This is a genomic window from Longicatena sp. 210702-DFI.1.196 (genome assembly GCF_020563125.1).
Lineage (GTDB): Bacteria > Bacillota_I > Bacilli_A > Erysipelotrichales > Erysipelotrichaceae > Longicatena > Longicatena caecimuris.
On the sequence record NZ_JAJCPX010000010.1, the window covers coordinates 1 to 17768 of the forward strand.

16 protein-coding genes and 1 tRNA gene are annotated in these 17768 nt (G+C 36.6%); 13 read left to right on the plus strand and 4 right to left on the minus strand.

Going from position 1 to position 17768, the window contains the following annotated elements:
• Window positions 1-184: 184 nt before the first annotated feature.
• Window positions 185-1000 carry a purine-nucleoside phosphorylase gene (locus LI241_RS06195; protein ID WP_008689760.1) on the plus strand — a complete coding sequence of 272 codons (816 nt, stop codon included), beginning with the start codon at window positions 185-187 and terminating at the stop codon, window positions 998-1000.
• A 1-nt stretch (window position 1001) separates the two neighbouring features.
• Window positions 1002-1706 carry a hypothetical protein gene (locus tag LI241_RS06200; RefSeq protein WP_008689759.1) on the plus strand — a complete coding sequence of 235 codons (705 nt, stop codon included), beginning with the start codon at window positions 1002-1004 and terminating at the stop codon, window positions 1704-1706.
• 146 nt (window positions 1707-1852) lie between these two features.
• Here LI241_RS06200 and LI241_RS06205 read toward each other — a convergent pair whose 3' ends face one another.
• Window positions 1853-2119, minus strand: coding sequence for a hypothetical protein (locus LI241_RS06205; RefSeq protein ID WP_008689758.1), 267 nt, complete (start codon window positions 2117-2119; stop codon window positions 1853-1855).
• 106 nt (window positions 2120-2225) lie between these two features.
• The gene (locus tag LI241_RS06210; protein ID WP_227151077.1) at window positions 2226-3938 is read right to left on the minus strand and encodes a [FeFe] hydrogenase, group A; all 1713 of its coding nucleotides are present in this window, start codon (window positions 3936-3938) and stop codon (window positions 2226-2228) included.
• A gap of 263 nt (window positions 3939-4201) precedes the next feature.
• Between LI241_RS06210 and murI the strand changes: the two genes are divergently transcribed.
• The 5 genes from murI to LI241_RS06235 all read left to right on the plus strand — a co-directional run bounded on the left by murI (window position 4202) and on the right by LI241_RS06235 (window position 8757).
• Complete coding sequence (gene murI / locus LI241_RS06215; protein WP_017144569.1) at window positions 4202-5044, plus strand: glutamate racemase; 843 nt, start codon at window positions 4202-4204, stop codon at window positions 5042-5044.
• A 56-nt stretch (window positions 5045-5100) separates the two neighbouring features.
• Window positions 5101-6477, plus strand: coding sequence for an aminopeptidase (locus LI241_RS06220; RefSeq protein WP_008689755.1), 1377 nt, complete (start codon window positions 5101-5103; stop codon window positions 6475-6477).
• A 189-nt stretch (window positions 6478-6666) separates the two neighbouring features.
• Window positions 6667-7461, plus strand: coding sequence for a hypothetical protein (locus tag LI241_RS06225; RefSeq protein WP_008689753.1), 795 nt, complete (start codon window positions 6667-6669; stop codon window positions 7459-7461).
• 115 nt (window positions 7462-7576) lie between these two features.
• Entirely contained in the window at window positions 7577-8041 is a 465-nt protein-coding gene (locus tag LI241_RS06230; protein WP_128130491.1) for a hypothetical protein, read from the plus strand.
• 29 nt (window positions 8042-8070) lie between these two features.
• Window positions 8071-8757: a LytTR family DNA-binding domain-containing protein gene (locus LI241_RS06235; protein WP_008689749.1), complete on the plus strand. Its 687-nt coding sequence runs from the start codon at window positions 8071-8073 to the stop codon at window positions 8755-8757.
• A gap of 243 nt (window positions 8758-9000) precedes the next feature.
• On the opposite strand, the gene LI241_RS06240 is transcribed toward LI241_RS06235, so the two are convergent.
• A tRNA-Gln gene (locus tag LI241_RS06240) sits at window positions 9001-9076 on the minus strand.
• Window positions 9077-9245: 169 nt separating this feature from the next.
• Between LI241_RS06240 and gltX the strand changes: the two genes are divergently transcribed.
• From gltX to LI241_RS06270, 6 genes are all read left to right on the plus strand, one after another.
• Window positions 9246-10706: a glutamate--tRNA ligase gene (gene gltX / locus LI241_RS06245; protein ID WP_008689747.1), complete on the plus strand. Its 1461-nt coding sequence runs from the start codon at window positions 9246-9248 to the stop codon at window positions 10704-10706.
• A 211-nt stretch (window positions 10707-10917) separates the two neighbouring features.
• Entirely contained in the window at window positions 10918-11361 is a 444-nt protein-coding gene (locus tag LI241_RS06250; RefSeq protein ID WP_008689746.1) for a PaaI family thioesterase, read from the plus strand.
• 207 nt (window positions 11362-11568) lie between these two features.
• The gene (locus LI241_RS06255; RefSeq protein WP_008689744.1) at window positions 11569-12486 is read left to right on the plus strand and encodes a LysR family transcriptional regulator; all 918 of its coding nucleotides are present in this window, start codon (window positions 11569-11571) and stop codon (window positions 12484-12486) included.
• A 138-nt stretch (window positions 12487-12624) separates the two neighbouring features.
• On the plus strand, window positions 12625-13107 hold the full coding sequence (locus LI241_RS06260) for a hypothetical protein (RefSeq protein ID WP_008689743.1): 483 nt from the start codon (window positions 12625-12627) through the stop codon (window positions 13105-13107).
• A 76-nt stretch (window positions 13108-13183) separates the two neighbouring features.
• A complete protein-coding gene (locus tag LI241_RS06265) occupies window positions 13184-14053 on the plus strand; it encodes a S24/S26 family peptidase (protein ID WP_008689741.1) in 870 nt (289 codons plus the stop codon).
• Window positions 14054-14157: 104 nt separating this feature from the next.
• Window positions 14158-15948, plus strand: coding sequence for an aminopeptidase P family protein (locus tag LI241_RS06270; protein WP_008689739.1), 1791 nt, complete (start codon window positions 14158-14160; stop codon window positions 15946-15948).
• A 59-nt stretch (window positions 15949-16007) separates the two neighbouring features.
• On the opposite strand, the gene LI241_RS06275 is transcribed toward LI241_RS06270, so the two are convergent.
• The gene (locus LI241_RS06275; protein ID WP_008689738.1) at window positions 16008-17603 is read right to left on the minus strand and encodes an LCP family protein; all 1596 of its coding nucleotides are present in this window, start codon (window positions 17601-17603) and stop codon (window positions 16008-16010) included.
• Window positions 17604-17768 lie beyond the last annotated feature (165 nt).

Here is a 17768-nt window from a genome sequence, read left to right on the forward strand (position 1 = left end):
CGCTTTGAAATTAAAACGAACCGCCGTATACGGAACCGTACGTACGGTGGTGTGAAAGGGTGATTTATTTCACCCTACTCGATTGCTCAATCAGTATCCTTCCATAATAAAATAGGGATATGTATTCCTTCTTCTTCTTATATCGTTTATAATAAAAGTAAGAAAAAGTAAAGGAGGCAGCACTATGTTTTATGATGATGTAATGGAGGCTAAATCTTATATACAATTGCATATAAACAAGGCTCCTGAAGTAGGGATGATCTTAGGCAGTGGTTTAGGTCAGTTAAGTGAACAAATCGAACATCCTATCACTCTACCTTATGACAGCATTCCTCACTTTCCTATTTCACGTGTAGCGGGACATGAAGGTAATCTTATCATCGGAGAAATGCATGGCAAAAGCGTGATGGTGATGCAGGGAAGATTTCATTATTTTGAAGGCTATGATATGAAGGAAATTACCTTTCCGGTGTTTGTGATGAAAATGTTAGGGGTACATGATCTTATTATTACCAATGCTTGTGGCGGTATCAATCGCACGTTTCAGCAGGGAGATTTAATGCTGATTGATGATTTTATCAATGGCGTTTCTGTGAATCCGTTAATTGGTGTAAATGATGAACGCTTTGGTCCACGCTTTCCAGATATGTCTGAACCATATAGTTCAGATTTAAGAAATTTGGCAAAGACAATAGCTGATCGTTTAATGATACCTTATCATAGTGGTGTATATACGATGTGGCAAGGTCCTTATTATGAAACAGCGGCAGAAATACGCATGTTTGAGCGTGCCGGCAGCGATGCCATAGGCATGTCTACTGTTCCCGAAACCATAGCGGCTAATTACTTAGGTATGCGAGTCTTAGGCATTTCCTGCATAACCAATATGGCAACCGGTATCTGTAAAGAAAAACATTCCCATGAAGAAGTTTTAAAAGTTGCGGAAACGGCAAGCAGCCGTTTATGTGCATGGATTCAAAATATTTTGCAGGAAATGTGATATGAGGGGAATCTGGGAACATAATGGCATTGGTGGCATTTTATGGAGTGAAGATTATCCGGGAGCAAGTGGTAGAGGAAAGACGTTACAAGAAGCAAAGGGTAAACTGTTGCATGATATTCAGCGATATCAAAAATGGTGTGCGCTAGATAAGACCTGCCCAAAAGCTAATGAAGATATCGTCATAGTTCAGGAAAAGGACAGTACCTTACAAGTGCAGGATGCAGATAGTGATGTGCTATTTGATAGTGAACGAAACAGCCTACATATCGAAGAATATCTTATATTGAAACAGCGTTGCATACAATCAGCGCATGATTTTCTTACCTTATATCAAAGCATACCTAAGAAATTATACACTGATCTATTTCCCCGTAAGACTTTTTATGGGAAGATTCCTACAACAGCACAAGCAATGTATGAACATACCAATAATGTCACGTCTTATTATATGGGAGAAATAAAGGTATCACTGCAAAACCTGACAAACATATATGAGAATCGTTTACAGGCTTTTGCATTATTAGAGAAACAAGAGCATTTTTTAGATAATAAGATTTATATAGGAAATTATGATGAAGCATGGACACTGGCAAAGGTCATGCGTCGTTTTATCTGGCACGATACGATTCATGCAAAGGCGATGTATCGTATGGCGATGCGCAAATGGGATAGGAAGATAATCCGTAATCCTTATCAATTCTAAAAAAGGTACAGAGAGCTGATGATGAAATGATCATCAGTAACCTGTACTTTTTTCATAATGATAGTCAAGGTGAAGGCAAGAACGACATATGCTTAATAATATTCATTAAGCAGTTGCGTAAGATGGCGATGAAGCTCAAGCAGCTATTATTTATGATACCAACTATAGTATTCTTCATCCTTTTCACTTGCGATTTCTTCTATCATTTCTTCTTCATAAATATAGAAGGTCTGATTGCCATATAATGCCAGAAAGTCTTCCATTGAAAGCATAAAACGGGAATATTCATTTTGTATGCGAACACCATCTTTATGCTGGATAGCATACACCATCCCCTTTTTATCTGTCGTACAAACGATGGCATGTGCCTTTAAACAATCTTTTAATTGTTGTATTGAATTAATTTTTTCCATAGGAATACCTCACTGTCCATTATTGTATCGTAAAAATGTGAAAGAAGCCAAGTCTTTCATAAAAATAAATCAAAAACCTCATTGTTTTGGCAATGAGGTCTATTGTTTATGCAATCTTTTCAAACATTTCTTTAGGAACCGTACAAATCGGACACTTGTAGTCATCGCTTTCTTTTGTGATATCACCTTCATAGATGTAACCACAAATCGTGCAGCGATATTTTACATCCGTACTTGTTTCTTCTGCAGGTGCTTGTGTAGCTGGCTCCTTAACTAATTCAAACATTTCTTTAGGAACCGTACAAATCGGACACTTGTAGTCGTCACTTTCCTTTGTGATATCACCTTCATAGATGTAGCCACAGATCGTACAGCGATATTTCACATCAGAAGATGTAGGTGTTCCTGCTACAGTTGAATCAGCTTCAAATGCCTTTGCGTAAACAGCGGGATCTTCACCTAAATCTTTGCGTTCATGATAGGTCGTATGCAATAAAGCTTCGGCCAAAGTACTTAAAGGTGTGCCATAGAATTCTTCATAGACAGCTTTGATATGTGGATTATCATGGGAATTACGCAAGCTCATAGAAGCATCTTTATCATATAATGAAGCAATGCGTTTTTTACGGATATCCTGCATATCTTCACCGATATGCTTTGGCTGTCCGCCTCCGCCGATGCAACCACCAGGACATGTCATAACTTCCACAAAGTCATAATGTGTTTTGGTTTCTTCCATATGCGCAATAAATTTACGGGCATTATCTGTACCATGCACAACAGCAACGCGTACAGGAATATCGGCAATCGTTACACTGGCTTCACGTACACCGGCAAGCCCGCGTATCGCTTCAAGCTTCAATAAATCATCACCAGGCTGTTCATTTGTAAGAAAATAATAGGCACTTCTTACAGCAGCTTCCATAACACCACCGGTATTGCCAAAGATGACACCGGCACCACTACCTCTAGGCATGAGGCTATCATAGTCACTTTCCCCAACACTAGTTAGATCTAAATTTTCTGCACGCAGCCAATTCGCTAACTCTTTTGTGGTAACTACCTTATCACAGTCACGATACCCTTGGGTATGATGATAGTTTGCGGCATCATGAAATTCTTCTCTGGTAATTTCAAATTTCTTTGCGGTACATGGGGTAATGGCTACTATATAAATATCTTCAGGAGCGATTCCTTCTTTCTTCGCAAACCATGTTTTAATGGTCGGCGCAAACATACTGATTGGAGATTTGCTAGATGAAATATTTGGTAATAGCTGTGGATAATAGGTTTCAACGAATTTTATCCATGCCGGGCAGCAGCTGGTAAATTGCGGTAATGGTTTCTTGTTTTGAATGTGATCAATCAGTTCACTGGCTTCTTCCATAATGGTCAAATCTGCCGCAAACGTTGTATCGAATACATAATTCACACCAACACTGCGAAGAGCTGCAACCATTTGTTTCTCTACATAGCTTCCGGCTTCCATGCCAAATTCTTCACCTAAGCCAACGCGCACACTTGGCGACGTGATTGCCACCACTTTTTTCTTGCCGCTTTTAATGACATCCGCTACTTCCATCCAATCCTGACGCTCAACCAAAGCACCTGTTGGACAAACATTTACACATTGTCCACAATGAATACAAATGGCGGTATCCTCTGTTTTTAATAAATCATAATGATGACCGACAGATATTTCTTTCTTACAAACTTCTTTACATTGTCCGCAACGAATACATAAGCTCTCAATTCGTCGTATTGCCGGATTATCATTTTCAACTGGTACTCGTATATCTATACTTACATGTTTGCTCATAAACTTTCCTCCATATTTAAGAATGATTCTTAATATATTCATATCATACCTTTATTTCCAGTATCTGTCAATATACTTCTCAATGAATCTTATTTTTTCTAACATGGGCTTTTTTTTAATGCTTCAAAAACCATTGTCACACGATTTTTATGCAATTTTAAAATTTTACATAGTAAGAAAAGAATCCTAGAGAATGCGAAATGATTTAAGGTCTGCAGAAACTTTCCTTCCGTGTGTAAAATTTATTGAAACTAGATGAAAGAATGAAGAAAAAAGGGTATAATGATAAGGCAGTAATGATTTATGAGGAGAGTGATGATGTGACGGAAATAGAAAAAGCAATAGGGGTTTTTGATTCCGGACTTGGCGGCATCAGCGTATTAAGAGAATTACGCAGATGGATGCCAAAAGAACGATATCTCTACTTTGGCGATTCTGCCTTTGCGCCATATGGAGAAAAAGCGCGTACAGACATCACACAGCGCTGCATACAGATATGTGATGAATTGGTAAATAGAGGTGTAAAAGCGATTGTGATTGCTTGTAATACCGCAACGAGTGCTTGTGTAGAAGAACTGCGCAAGCGTTATCCGCACTTACCAATCGTTGGTATGGAACCAGCCTTAAAACCTGCTGTTGAAGGAAAGCAGGCTCAACAGGTCATCGTTATGGCAACACGCTTCACCTTGAAAGAGAAAAAATTTGAGTTACTGATGTCACGCTATCAGAAAGAGCATTGTATCTATAAATTACCAACTCCTAAGTTAGTAGAATTAGTTGAACAAGATAAGTTGGAAGATCATGCTCTTGTGGAAGCTACGCTAAGGGAATACTTTGCCCCTTATGATCTATCAGGTATAGATAGTATCGTATTAGGCTGTACACATTTTGTGTTCTTCCGTGAACAGATACGTCATATCGTAGGAAATCAAATAGCTCTTGTGGATGGCAATGCCGGCACCAGCCGCCATGTCTTAGAATTGCTAGAGAAGCATGGAACTTGTCAAACAGAGGATGGTCATCATGATATTACGATATTAAATTCATCCCCGGATCCTGCTTACATAGCATTGAGTAAAAAGCTGTTGAACATAGAAAGTTTTTAAGTTGAAATCAAAAGGCAAACAGTTATATAATGTCATACAGAATGGAGGAAATGAAAATGAGAGAAATTGCATGGAACAAATATGATGAGCAAAAGATGAAAGAAGTCATGGACTTCTCTGAAGGCTATAAGAAATTTATCTCGGAATGTAAAACAGAAAGAGAATGTGTTACAGAAAGTATAAAAATTGCGGAAGCACACGGGTATCGTAATCTGGAAGATGTCATTCGCAATCAGGAAACTTTAAAGCCAGGTGATAAGGTGTATGCGAATAATATGGGGAAGACCATTGCCTTATTTTTGATTGGTAAAGAACCTTTAGAAAAAGGAATGAAAATTCTTGGTGCACATATTGACAGCCCACGTCTGGATTTAAAACAGAATCCTTTATATGAAGATAAAGATCTGGCAATGCTGGAAACCCATTATTATGGTGGTATCAAAAAATATCAGTGGGTTACATTGCCACTTGCGATGCATGGTGTCATCGTTCGTAAAGATGGCAGCAGTGTGCAGGTGAACATTGGTGAAAATGAAAATGATCCGGTTGTCGGTATCAGTGATTTATTAGTTCATTTGTCAAGTGATCAGCTAGGTAAAAAAGGTAGTGTGGTTATTGAGGGTGAAGACTTAAATATCACGGTAGGCAGCATTCCTCTTAAGGATGAAGAAAAAGACGCAGTGAAGATGAATGTCTTAAAGCTGTTGAAAGAAACCTATCAGATCGAAGAAGATGACTTTGTATCTGCGGAAATCGAAGTTGTACCTGCCGGCAAGGCAAGAGATTATGGATTGGATCGCAGTATGGTAATGGGATATGGTCATGATGATCGCATCTGTGCATACACATCTTTAATGGCTTTATTAGAGATGCAAGAAATTGATCGTAGCGCTGTTTGTTTATTAGTGGATAAAGAAGAAGTTGGAAGTATCGGGGCAACCGGTATGGAATCAAAATTCTTTGAAAATATGGTGGCAGAAGTCATGAATTGTTTGGGAGATTACAGCGAATTAAAAGTACGTCGCGCATTAGCTAATTCTCGCATGCTGAGCAGTGATGTAAGTGCAGCCTTTGATCCTAACTATGCATCTGTTATGGAACCTAAAAATTCCGCATACATGGGAAAAGGTATTGTCTTTAATAAATACACCGGCTCACGTGGAAAAGGTGGCTGTAATGATGCAAATGCAGAATATATCGCAGCTTTAAGAAATATCATGGAAAAAGAAAACGTATCTTATCAGACAGCTGAGCTTGGTAAAGTTGATCAGGGCGGCGGAGGAACGATCGCCTATATTCTGGCACAATATGATATGGAAGTCATTGACTGTGGTGTCGCATTGCATAATATGCATGCACCATGGGAAATCGCCTCAAAAGCAGATATCTATGAAACAACAAGAGGATATGTAGCTTTCTTAAAACATGCATAAGGTATAAGATGGATGGTATGAAACATGTGCCATCTTTTCTTTATGCGATATAGTTGAAAAGCATATCCCAATACGCAATTACGATGATTACTGTGTAAAAGATTAGCAGAGAATGCAAAATCATAGCAGGTATATGGAAAGAAAGAGGTGAGATATTTATAATGCTAGTGAAAGATGAGGTATGAAAATATGAAATTTAAAAAAGTTATTAACTTTAGTATGGCTTTATTGATGCTTTTCAGCAGTATGCAGGTAGTTTATGGTAAAGAATCAAGTTCTTTAGATGAAGAAATCAAAGAAAAGGCTATAAAAGATAAGAAAGTTTTAAATCCTAAAACATATGAAAACATAGTGAAGCAATCGTCCGATATTGAAGAAATTAATGCAAAACTTGATAAATATGTTGTTAAAGAAGAAGTTATATATGAAAATTCAAAGAGTAGAACAAGTAATGGAAAAAAACGTATTACTAAAAAATATTTATATAGTTATGATAATAATCTTCAATCAAAAAGTAAGATTGGTTCGTTAAATACTTTAGCTAATATTGTTTTAAGTTTTGCTAGTTTGGTTCCAAGTACCATGCAATTTAAAATTTCGTTACTGGCAATAGCAACTACTATTTTAGGTATACCAAAAGGTGAGGTCACAACCACGAAATCTGTTAGTGGTAAAACAAAATATGATACTATATTAACAATTAAGACAGGTGAGATTTATGAAAATGGATGGATAGGTAAAGCACAATCTAGAGAAAAAAAGTATTCAAGCTATATATTAGCTAGTGGTTATAATAAAAAAGGTAAACATTTTTCTAAAACTTGTGAGTTAGGCACAATGAAAAAACAAACAGGTAAGTATTTCTCAGATAGTAGTTTATTAGCGAGAGTTAGGTATGGAATGCAACCAACAGAAATTTGGGATGAACATACTGGAAAAACTACGTATTATAAAAAAACGGTAAAGAATTGTAAAATTAAGTGATGCTTTCTATGATGTTATATAAAAATATAGTATAATATAAACGGTGGTGAAAATTATGATAAAGGAAAAAAAGAACCTTATTATCTTTATAAGTATTCTTTTGATAGGTATATTCATGCTTTTTGTAATAATGCAAAAAAAGGAAACAGCTGTTTGTGAAAACGGTATGATGACAAATGTGAACAGTAAAGATATCCAAAAAAACTATGGTGTAGATGTAGCTTTTATCGAAGATGCAGTAGCTGACATAGCTGATTCTGTAAGCAATGGACAATTTGAAATATCCTTTACAAAAAAGGATTGTTCATCAGATGCATGGGCAGCACTTAGTGGCACATACTCTTTTTACGTCAATGAAAAACATGCTTTATTACATTTGATTGTGAATAAAGTGAATGAGCGTCATGGATACGAATTAGAACAACTGACTTCGGCAAAAACGGTACAGCTAGGAAAGATTGAGGCAAAGTTACAAACCGAAAATACGCTAGGCATTTTGCAATTTCAAAAGGATGGCTATGCATTTCAAATTATCTTACCAAAGGATATCATGCATCGCTTTATCGCAACAGTGAAATAATGCAACAGTAAAAAGGTGGGGCATGGGTTATGAAAAATTATAAAATTGTTGTATGTGATGATAGCAAAGATATGCGTGATATGATATACAAGAAATTAAAAAGCCTTGATAACATAAATTTTGATGTTGTTTTAGCTGATGATAGAACGATTGATCTATCACAAGAATATGATGCGTATCTGTTGGATATCGAAATGCCACATACGGATGGCTTTGCGCTAGCTACGAAAATTCATTCATTATATAAGAATGCTTTGATATTATTTTTAACTAGCCATACGGAGTTATCAATGGTTGGTTATGAATATCAAGTATTCCGTTTTATAGGAAAAAATGATTTGGATTCTGTGTTTGAAACTTATATGAAAGATGTGAAAGAGGAGCTGGATCGCAGAAATCGTTATCTTATTGCAAAGGATGAGGAAGGCAATGAGATGGTGGTTTACTTGCGAGAAATTATTTGTATATATTCAGAAGGAAATTATTTGAATTATGCAACGTCCAAGCAGATATATCGTAATAGAGAAAAGTTAAAAAATTTTAAAGGGGATGTTTTCATACAGGCATCTAATGGGATGCTTGTGAATTTCTGTCATATAAATAAGATTGAAAAATCGCATGTTTTATTAAGTAATCAAAATAAAGTGAAATTAGGAAGAACATATAAGAAAGATTTTCTTACCAAAGTTATGCAATGTCGTATTGCGTCTATTTAAAGGAAAAAGATTTTTTGCCTTTTTTCTATAGGCTAAAATGATACAGGTGATACAATAGGTCATCTGTAATCGTAAGGGACATAACTAGGGGAGAAACGATAAAGAATGAAAAAAGTGCAAGAAATCCAAAAGGAAGACGAGCACTTTTTTTGGTAATTACCTTGATTATAAACTAACACATCCAAGCACCCCAGCAATCATTTTTGCACAAAAAAAGTCGCATCTGCGACTTCATTTTTTATATGGCTGGGGTACTTGGATTCGAACCAAGGAAATGCCAGATTCAGAGTCTGGTGCCTTACCGCTTGGCTATACCCCAATTTCGGCAACACCGATATTCTAATAAAAAACCATGCATTTGTCAACAACAAATTTCATTATTTTAAGGAAACTTTCGAAAAAGTTTGGAAATGGATAAAAAATTCATTGCCAATGCCATTTCTTTATTATATTATTAGTATGCTGATTGAAAGGGTGACAATACATATATGAGTAAAATTAGAACGAGATTTGCACCAAGCCCTACCGGTTATATGCATATCGGTAACCTGAGAACTGCTTTATTTGAATATTTGATCGCAAAGCATGAAGATGGTGACTTCATTCTTCGTATTGAAGATACCGACCAAGAACGTTTAGTAGAGGGTGCCGTAGATATTATTTACGATACATTAAAAGAGGTCGGTTTAACCCATGATGAAGGGCCAGATGTTGGTGGTGATTTTGGACCATACGTTCAATCTGAACGCTTGCCTATGTATAAAAAATATGCCGATGAATTGGTTGATCTTGGTGGTGCACATTATTGCTTCTGCGGTGAAGAAGAGATTGAAAAACAGCGCAAAGAAGCCGAAAGCCTTGGTATCTCTTTTAAATATGATGATCCATGTAAACACATCTCTGTTGAAGAGGCAAGAGAACGTATCGCAAATGGCGAGAAATATGTCGTACGTCAGACCATCAAGCATAGTGGCGAAACCTATTTTGATGATGAAGTATATGGACGTATCGAAGTGGATAACAGTATCTTAGATGAAAGTGTACTGCTAAAATCTGATGGGTATCCTACATATAACTTTGCGAATATCATTGATGACCACCAAATGGGAATCACCCATGTCGTACGTGGAAACGAATACTTGTCTTCCACACCAAAATACAATCTGATTTATCAGTCTTATGGATGGGACATTCCAACATATGTACATGTTCCACCGGTTATGAAGGATGAACAGCATAAGTTGAGCAAACGTAATGGGGATGCCAGTTTCCAGGATCTAGTCAAGAAAGGCTATCTTCCACAGGCTATTTTAAACTACATCGCATTATTAGGATGGTCTCCGGAAACAGAACAGGAAATTTATACGTTAGAAGAATTAATTAAAGTATTTGACATTAAACGTATTTCTAAATCACCAGCCATCTTTGATATTGATAAACTGACTTGGATGAATGGTATGTATTTACGTGAGATGAGCGTTGAAGAATTCTATGAACTGGCAAAACCATATATTGAACAAAGCGTTCATCGCCCTGTGGATATGATGGCTGTAGCGCGCATTTTGCAGCCACGTACTGATGTTTTATCCACGATACCGGAAAGTATTGACTTTATTGATGAATTGCCGGAATATGATATTGCCATGTATGTTCATAAGAAGATGAAGACAACGTATGAAATTGCCTTAAAGGCGCTAAAAGCTGCGAAAGAGGTTTTATCAGAGCTGAACGACTGGTCAAATGAAGAAACCCTTCATGAATTACTGTTAGCATTGCCGAAACAGATGGAAATGAAAAATGGGCAGATTTTATGGCCGGTACGTACCGCTATTACGGGAAAACAGTTCACTCCGGGTGGAGCTATTGAAATTGCGCATATCTTAGGTAAAGATGAAACATTAAAGCGTATTGAAGTTGGTATCGCAAAGCTAGAAAAAGAGGTAAACTAAAACCAATACACAAACAACCTGTACAAGCGGGTTGTTTTCTTTTTCTATAAGCAAAAGAGTATACGTTTTTCTACGCAATTGAATTATGATTTAAAAGAAAAGTTACTATCTTTATGGATGAGCAAGGAATATCTTAGCAGTTAGATTCCATGCTCTTTGCGTTGTTATTTTTATGGAATGTATCTATAATAGAGGCATGGGAGGTATTGTTATGGAAAAGGATTATATACAGCAGCGTTTACATGACTTTATCAATCGCCGTTTACAGGCCCAAAATACGATTAATGCAATGATGGAAATGCGCGTGCTTTCTATCAACATAAATAAAAAACAGGTGATATTACAATTCCCTGTGCAAAAATGGCAATTAAATCCTGCCGGGCATATGCATGGAGGCATGCTTTCAACCGCTATGGATATTACGATGGGATGTGCATCCTATATCTTTAGTGATGCCAGCTTTACACCAACGATTCAAATGTCTGTAAACTTTGATAAGGGGATAGCGGAGCATGAAACATTGGTGATTGAAGGCTATTGTGATCATGTGGGAAGCCGCATCGTTCAAGCTCGAGCAATTGCACACTTTTCTGACAGCAATGCGCTTGTTGCTACAGCCAATGGTTCCTATGCTGTTAACCATAGACAAAACTAAAAAGTATTGATTCTCTAACGGTGTTTCGAATGTAGTTTCATTTTGATCGATTCCTTAATTTTCATATCGATGACATGTCATCTTTATAAGAAACTATCATCATGGATTTATTCGTTTTTTTAGAATCTTTCATATACATTTAATCATAAGAATATCATATCTGAAATAAACATGGTACAATCATATTATACAATATGGGAGAATGTTATGAAAAAGGATCAATTAAAGAATTTTGTTGAGGTCGCTGATTGCGGCAGTATCAACAAAGCAGCGGAAAAACTCTATATCAGTCAGCCTAGCTTAAGTCGTTCAATTCACGCATTAGAAGAAGAAATGGGGAGAAAACTTTTTATCCGCTCAAATCGTGGTATCACCCTTACACCTACTGGTAATCTCCTTTACTATTATGCACGTTCGATTTTAAATCAGTTTCGTGTATTAGAGCGTTTGAAAAAATTAGAAAATGAGCAAATCTATAGTAAACTATCAATTTCTGTAAATTCTATATTTCTACATGATGATATGATTTTGGAATTTTATAAACGTGCTTCTTCAGCCGAAACAGAGATACATTTCATTGAAACCACAGCAGAAGAAGTTTTACAAAATGTGGTACAGCTACGCTCTGAAATCGGCATTACGATTTTGAATGATTTACAACTTGGCGTGTTTTCAAAAATGGCAGAGATAAAAGAAATTGAAGTTATGGTAATGGATCGTAAGCCATTATATGTACATGTTAACGAAAAGATACCGTTACAAGATAGTCGCTTTGTCGATGCTGAAGAGTTAATTGAGTATCCTTATATACATTTACCGAAAGATTTCTTTTCTGATTTAAATCAATCACTAACCATCAACAAAACGTTGTTATCGGATTTTAAAAAAATGATTACGATGAGTAATTATCATGCTATTATCAACATGATCAATCACGCTCAAGCCTTTTTATTAGGAAATCAATGGCAAATAGATGAATTGCGACATTCTAATATTCGCAGTCTGCGTTTTAAAAATTGCGATATCATGGAAAATTTCGTTATTATAAAAAGAAAGCGAGAGATTTTATCCAGTGCAGCAGAAATCTTTCTTGATATTTTGAAAAAAGAATATGAGTTTATGTAGTTATGCGAAAAAAACATAACCAGATATGATGCTATTAGCATTATGCAACTTTCCTTTTCTGGCTTACAATAAGGATGTAAAGAAAAAGACATAAATTGTCTGCAAGAAAAACATTACTTTGAAGAGGAGAGAATTATCATGAAAAAAAGTACATTATTATCACTCGCTACCGCTGGTGCCATCGTATTAACATCAGCAGGAACTTACGCTGTTTGGGATACATTAAGTGGAACATCAACAGGTCAGATCACTGTTGCTAATTCTAGCGTTACAGTTGCCGCAACAAATATGACGTTTGTAGAAGGTACAGATACAATTGGAGAAGATAGTATAGCGTATACTGGAACAGCTAAATTTGAAGTAACAGATGCTGGTAACAATGTGAATACGATGACATTAGTACCTACAGTGAAAAATGGAGAAAATATTGTAAATGCTGCTGATGTTGATGTCACAATCAAAAAAGGTGAAGTAGCATTAACTAAAACAGATGCTAACTATACAGATACTACTTTAACAAGTGGTGATAATGAATATACGGTAGAAGTCACTGTAAAAAATAAAGCTTTAGCTGGTAATACATTAGATGTTGAAGTGACAGGTACTGCAAGTCATAGTTAAGCAAAAAGCCGTCGAACGACGGTTTTTTTAAAAGGAGGTTCTCTTTAAGATAGAATATGTTAAAGGAGAGATTGTCATGCAATTGAGAAAAAAATGGCTAAAATTGATAAGTGCTGCCCTCTTGACAGTACTTTTATCATGTCTGTTAAGTGCTGTCTTTTGGCCGGAAAAGACTTCTCAATTCATCGGTTATCGTTTTTATACGGTATTAACGGATAGCATGGAGCCGATCATTCCTACACATTCTCTAGTATTCAGTAAACGGATTGATGAAGATGAACCATTGCAGCCAGATACTATCGTTACCTTTCATGCCAATCGTTTTGGTAAAGATATTTTATTGACGCATTATTTTAAGAAGACACAGGTCAAAGATGGAATAACTTATTATCGAACACAAGGTGCGAGTGCAAAAGATTATGATAATTATGAAACAACACGTTCAGATATTATCGGAAAATATATGTTTCATATTCCTTATTTGGGAAAGATCTTCCTCTTTCTAAAAAGCCCTTTTGGTTTACTCATGTATGCAGAATTAGCAGTGATTTTTCTGATAAATCGTGTGATACGCACACGATGGGAAGAAAAGGATACAGAAATCAAAGAAAAAGAAAAGGCATTATCAGAAGTAAAGAAACAAATGCAGAAAAGGCTATCCATCACAAAGCTTACTTCCTTTATCGATATGAATGACACGCTCCACCTGCATGGGACATTGACAAATTATTTTCCTGAAGCCGTTTCTTACATAGTTGCAAAACTGACTTTCTATGATGAGCAAAAACATGAACTCTTCCATGAAAAATGGTATCTCTGTGGTAAAGAAGGGATACTTGCTAAGGAAAGTAAAGATTTCTCTTATACGCATTTACATGCCAAAGATATAGTGCATTATCACATAGTTATTCTTTCGTATAAAAATATGGAGGATGCACAGGAGTGATGAAACATCACTTCTTTTTTTAAACGCATATTTGCGTAAAGGAGTGGGCAGAATATGCAAAATGAGGTACAATAGGATAGACGATTGATGAGGAGGCAAATGCTATGACGATTATTGAAAAACTAACAGCTTTGCGTTCGCTGATGAAAGAACGCCATATGGATGCCTATATCATTCCAACATCCGATTTTCATGAGACCGAATACGTGGGAGAACATTTTAAGGCAAGAAAATATATGTCTGGTTTTAGTGGGTCTCAGGGAACTTTAATCGTATGTCAGGATAAGGCAGCGTTGTGGACGGATGGGCGCTATTTTATTCAGGCTGAAAACCAGTTACAGGGAACAACGATTGATTTAATGAAACAAGGTGAAGAAGGCGTCCCTACGATGGAAGAATATTTATATGAAAATGTTTTTGAACATGGTACGGTAGGCTTTGATGGGCGCGTAATGAACACTGCCCTTGTGGAAAAACTAGCGGATAAATTACAGGCGAAAAAAAGTACTTTTGCTTGTGAAGAAGATTTGGTAGGAATGATCTGGAAAGACAGACCGGCATTGCCCAAAAAGAAAGGGTTCTTTTTAGAAGAGTGCTACAGTGGAGAAAGTACAAAAGAAAAACTGAAACGCATTCGTGCTGTCCTAAAACAAGAAAAAGCGACACATCATATCGTAACATCTTTGGATGATATTGCTTGGATCTTGAATATGCGTGGCTGGGATATTGCCCACTTCCCGGTAATGCTAAGTTATCTGATCATTGATGAAAACAGTGCATCCTTATATATTAATGAAAGCAAGCTTGATGATCAATTACGTGATAATTTGCAAGAAAATGCTATTGTCATATGTCCATACGATGCCATTTATGAGGATGTGAAAAAAATTGCCCAAGATGCTGTTGTGCTGTTGGATAAAACGATCGTGAATTATGCTATTACTTCAGGGCTGCATAAGGAGATTACCGTAATAAATCGTCCTAATCCTAGCCAACTTATGAAGGCGATGAAGAATCCGATTGAATTGGCGAATAATCGAAAAGCACACATTAAGGATGCGATTGCCATGTGTAAATTTATGTATTGGTTAAAAGCCAAGATCGGTAAAGAAACGATTACCGAAATCAGTGCCAGTGCATACCTGGAAACATTACGCAAGGAACAGGGCTGTTTCGATATCAGCTTTGATACCATATCGGCTTATAAGGAACATGCGGCAATGATGCATTATAGTGCCAATGAGGAAACAAATGCCGAATTGAAACCGGAAGGCATGTTATTGGTAGATAGTGGCGCACAGTATTTGGAAGGCACCACCGATATTACCAGAACCTTTGTGTTAGGTGCTATCAGTGATGAAATCAAGCATCATTTCACAACAGCATTGCGTTCCCATATCGCGTTATCAAAAGCACATTTCTTATATGGTTGTCGTGGCTTAAACTTGGATATTTTGGCAAGAGGACCATTATGGGATCTTGCTCTAGATTATAAATGTGGTACCGGTCATGGCGTAGGACATGTATTGAATGTTCATGAAGGTCCAAATGGTTTCCGCTGGCGCATTGTACCAGAAAGAAATGATAGCTGTGTATTAGAGGAAGGTATGACGCAGTCAAATGAACCGGGTGTTTATGTCGAAGGCTCTCATGGTATTCGTCATGAAAATGAAATGGTCGTATGCAAGGGTGAAAAGAATGAATATGGTCAATTTATGTATTTTGAAACCATTACGTTTGTGCCCTTTGATCTGGATGGTATTGATGCATCTTTATTAACACAGTATGAAAAAGCATGGTTGAATGCATATCATCAAGAAGTATATGAAAAGATTTCTCCTTATTTAAAGGAAGAAGAACAAAGCTGGCTTCGTGAAGCGACCAGAGCAATCTAAAAGAAAAGAGCTGCCCCCAAAAGGTAGCTCTTATTTTCATAATCGTCTTGAATGTTTATTTAATGAGGATTATCGGCCATCGTATCCCAAACGATATGAGGATCTTCATTAATGGCAGGAGTATCCTGATAAAGATTACTTACATCAAAATGATAATTGCTCATATCCAATGGTTGGCTGGCACCATCATATGCATTTACTACAGCATGAACTTCATTCTTGGCAAACAGATATACATCACTTTTGCCATACTCGCTAGAAAGGCTGGCGGTATATTGATTATCATATACGCCATTATCACTAGATATGGAAGAAATGGTCCATGGTTTCAAATCTTCTAATTCATTTGATACAAAGCTGGTAATTTGTGAAGTCGGCATATTGGTGATGACATAGTTTGGCGCAATATCTAACAGCTTATTAATATAAGTAATAGCGCTTGGTGAAATCAGTTTATTGATGATGGCTTTGATGATACGCTGCTGGGCGCGTTCACGGCCGGCATTGTCATAGCCTTCTGTCTTACGGTGCCGGGAATAAGCCAGTGCCTGTTTACCATTTAAATGCTGTTTACCTTTCTTCAGACAGATCAAATCTTCTTTCTTGAAACTGCGATTTTCATCCTGCTCACAGAAATTAATTTCGACATCCACATCAATGCCGCCAATCGTATCTACAATCTCAATCAGTGAATTGAAACTGACACGGGCATAATAATCAATCGGGATATTGAAAAACTGTTCAATGGTTTCCACACTTGCATCCACCCCATATAAACCGGTATGTGTCAGTTTATCATTTGCATTTTGTAATGCTGTATTCGGAATAAAACCATCTCTAGGCAACGAGACCATATCAATGTGATTGGCCTTGGGATTGACGATTAAGATCAGATTCGTATCTGTACGTGTCTGTTGATCTGGAGAACCCATATTATCCAGACCGCTCAGATATATCGTAAAAGGCTGTTCTGTAATATCTTTTTCTTCCTTTTGACTGCTTTCCTTTGGTTTTTCAATCGTGTCAAGAATGGTGACTTGTTTTTCAAAATCTTTCATATTAGATTTTGACATACCATAATATACATCACTCATGACAATCGCCTGTACTTCATTTAGGCTAAGATCTGATAATAAGGTTGTATAATCCAGCTCTTCCTTTACCTGCATATTGGCGATAGAAGATCGTAACTGTTTTTGTGCATAGGCAGCATTTTTCTTATCTACTCCATTTTGAAAACCGATGGTTTTATTTGCCAAGTCTTTGATAGAGGAAATATTGCTGTTCTTAGCGGTTAAGATATGTAATTTGGTAATAGAACTTTGGGCATTTTGATTCATGCGATTGATAGTCATGCGTGATTTATTTAAGAAATACCCGCTGCCTCCGATGATGACACATAATACAATGATGAAGGCACGTTTAACCAGGATAAACCATTTTGGCATCTTGCGTAAACTGACAAGGAATAATCCGATAAAAATAAGGAAAATTACGACTGCACCCATGAATACCCAGGTATGTGGAAGAATACCAAAGCTAAAGGCAATGGTAAAAGAAATAATACTGATGATTAAGAAGATCAATAAAAAGAAAAGATCAATTGTTCTTGTATAATAACGCTTCGGTTTCTGCGCTTTTTTTGTCTGCTTCATGTAAACACCCCATTAAATAAAGTTATCTGTTTTATTATAATATAGTCGCAAAGAAAATACTATTTTGTTTTTCTGAATATTTTGTAATATTCCCATTCCTTCCATATGGCTGCCCCTGCTGCGATCATCATTTTTTATCTTAGAAAACAAGTGCCACCTTCATCA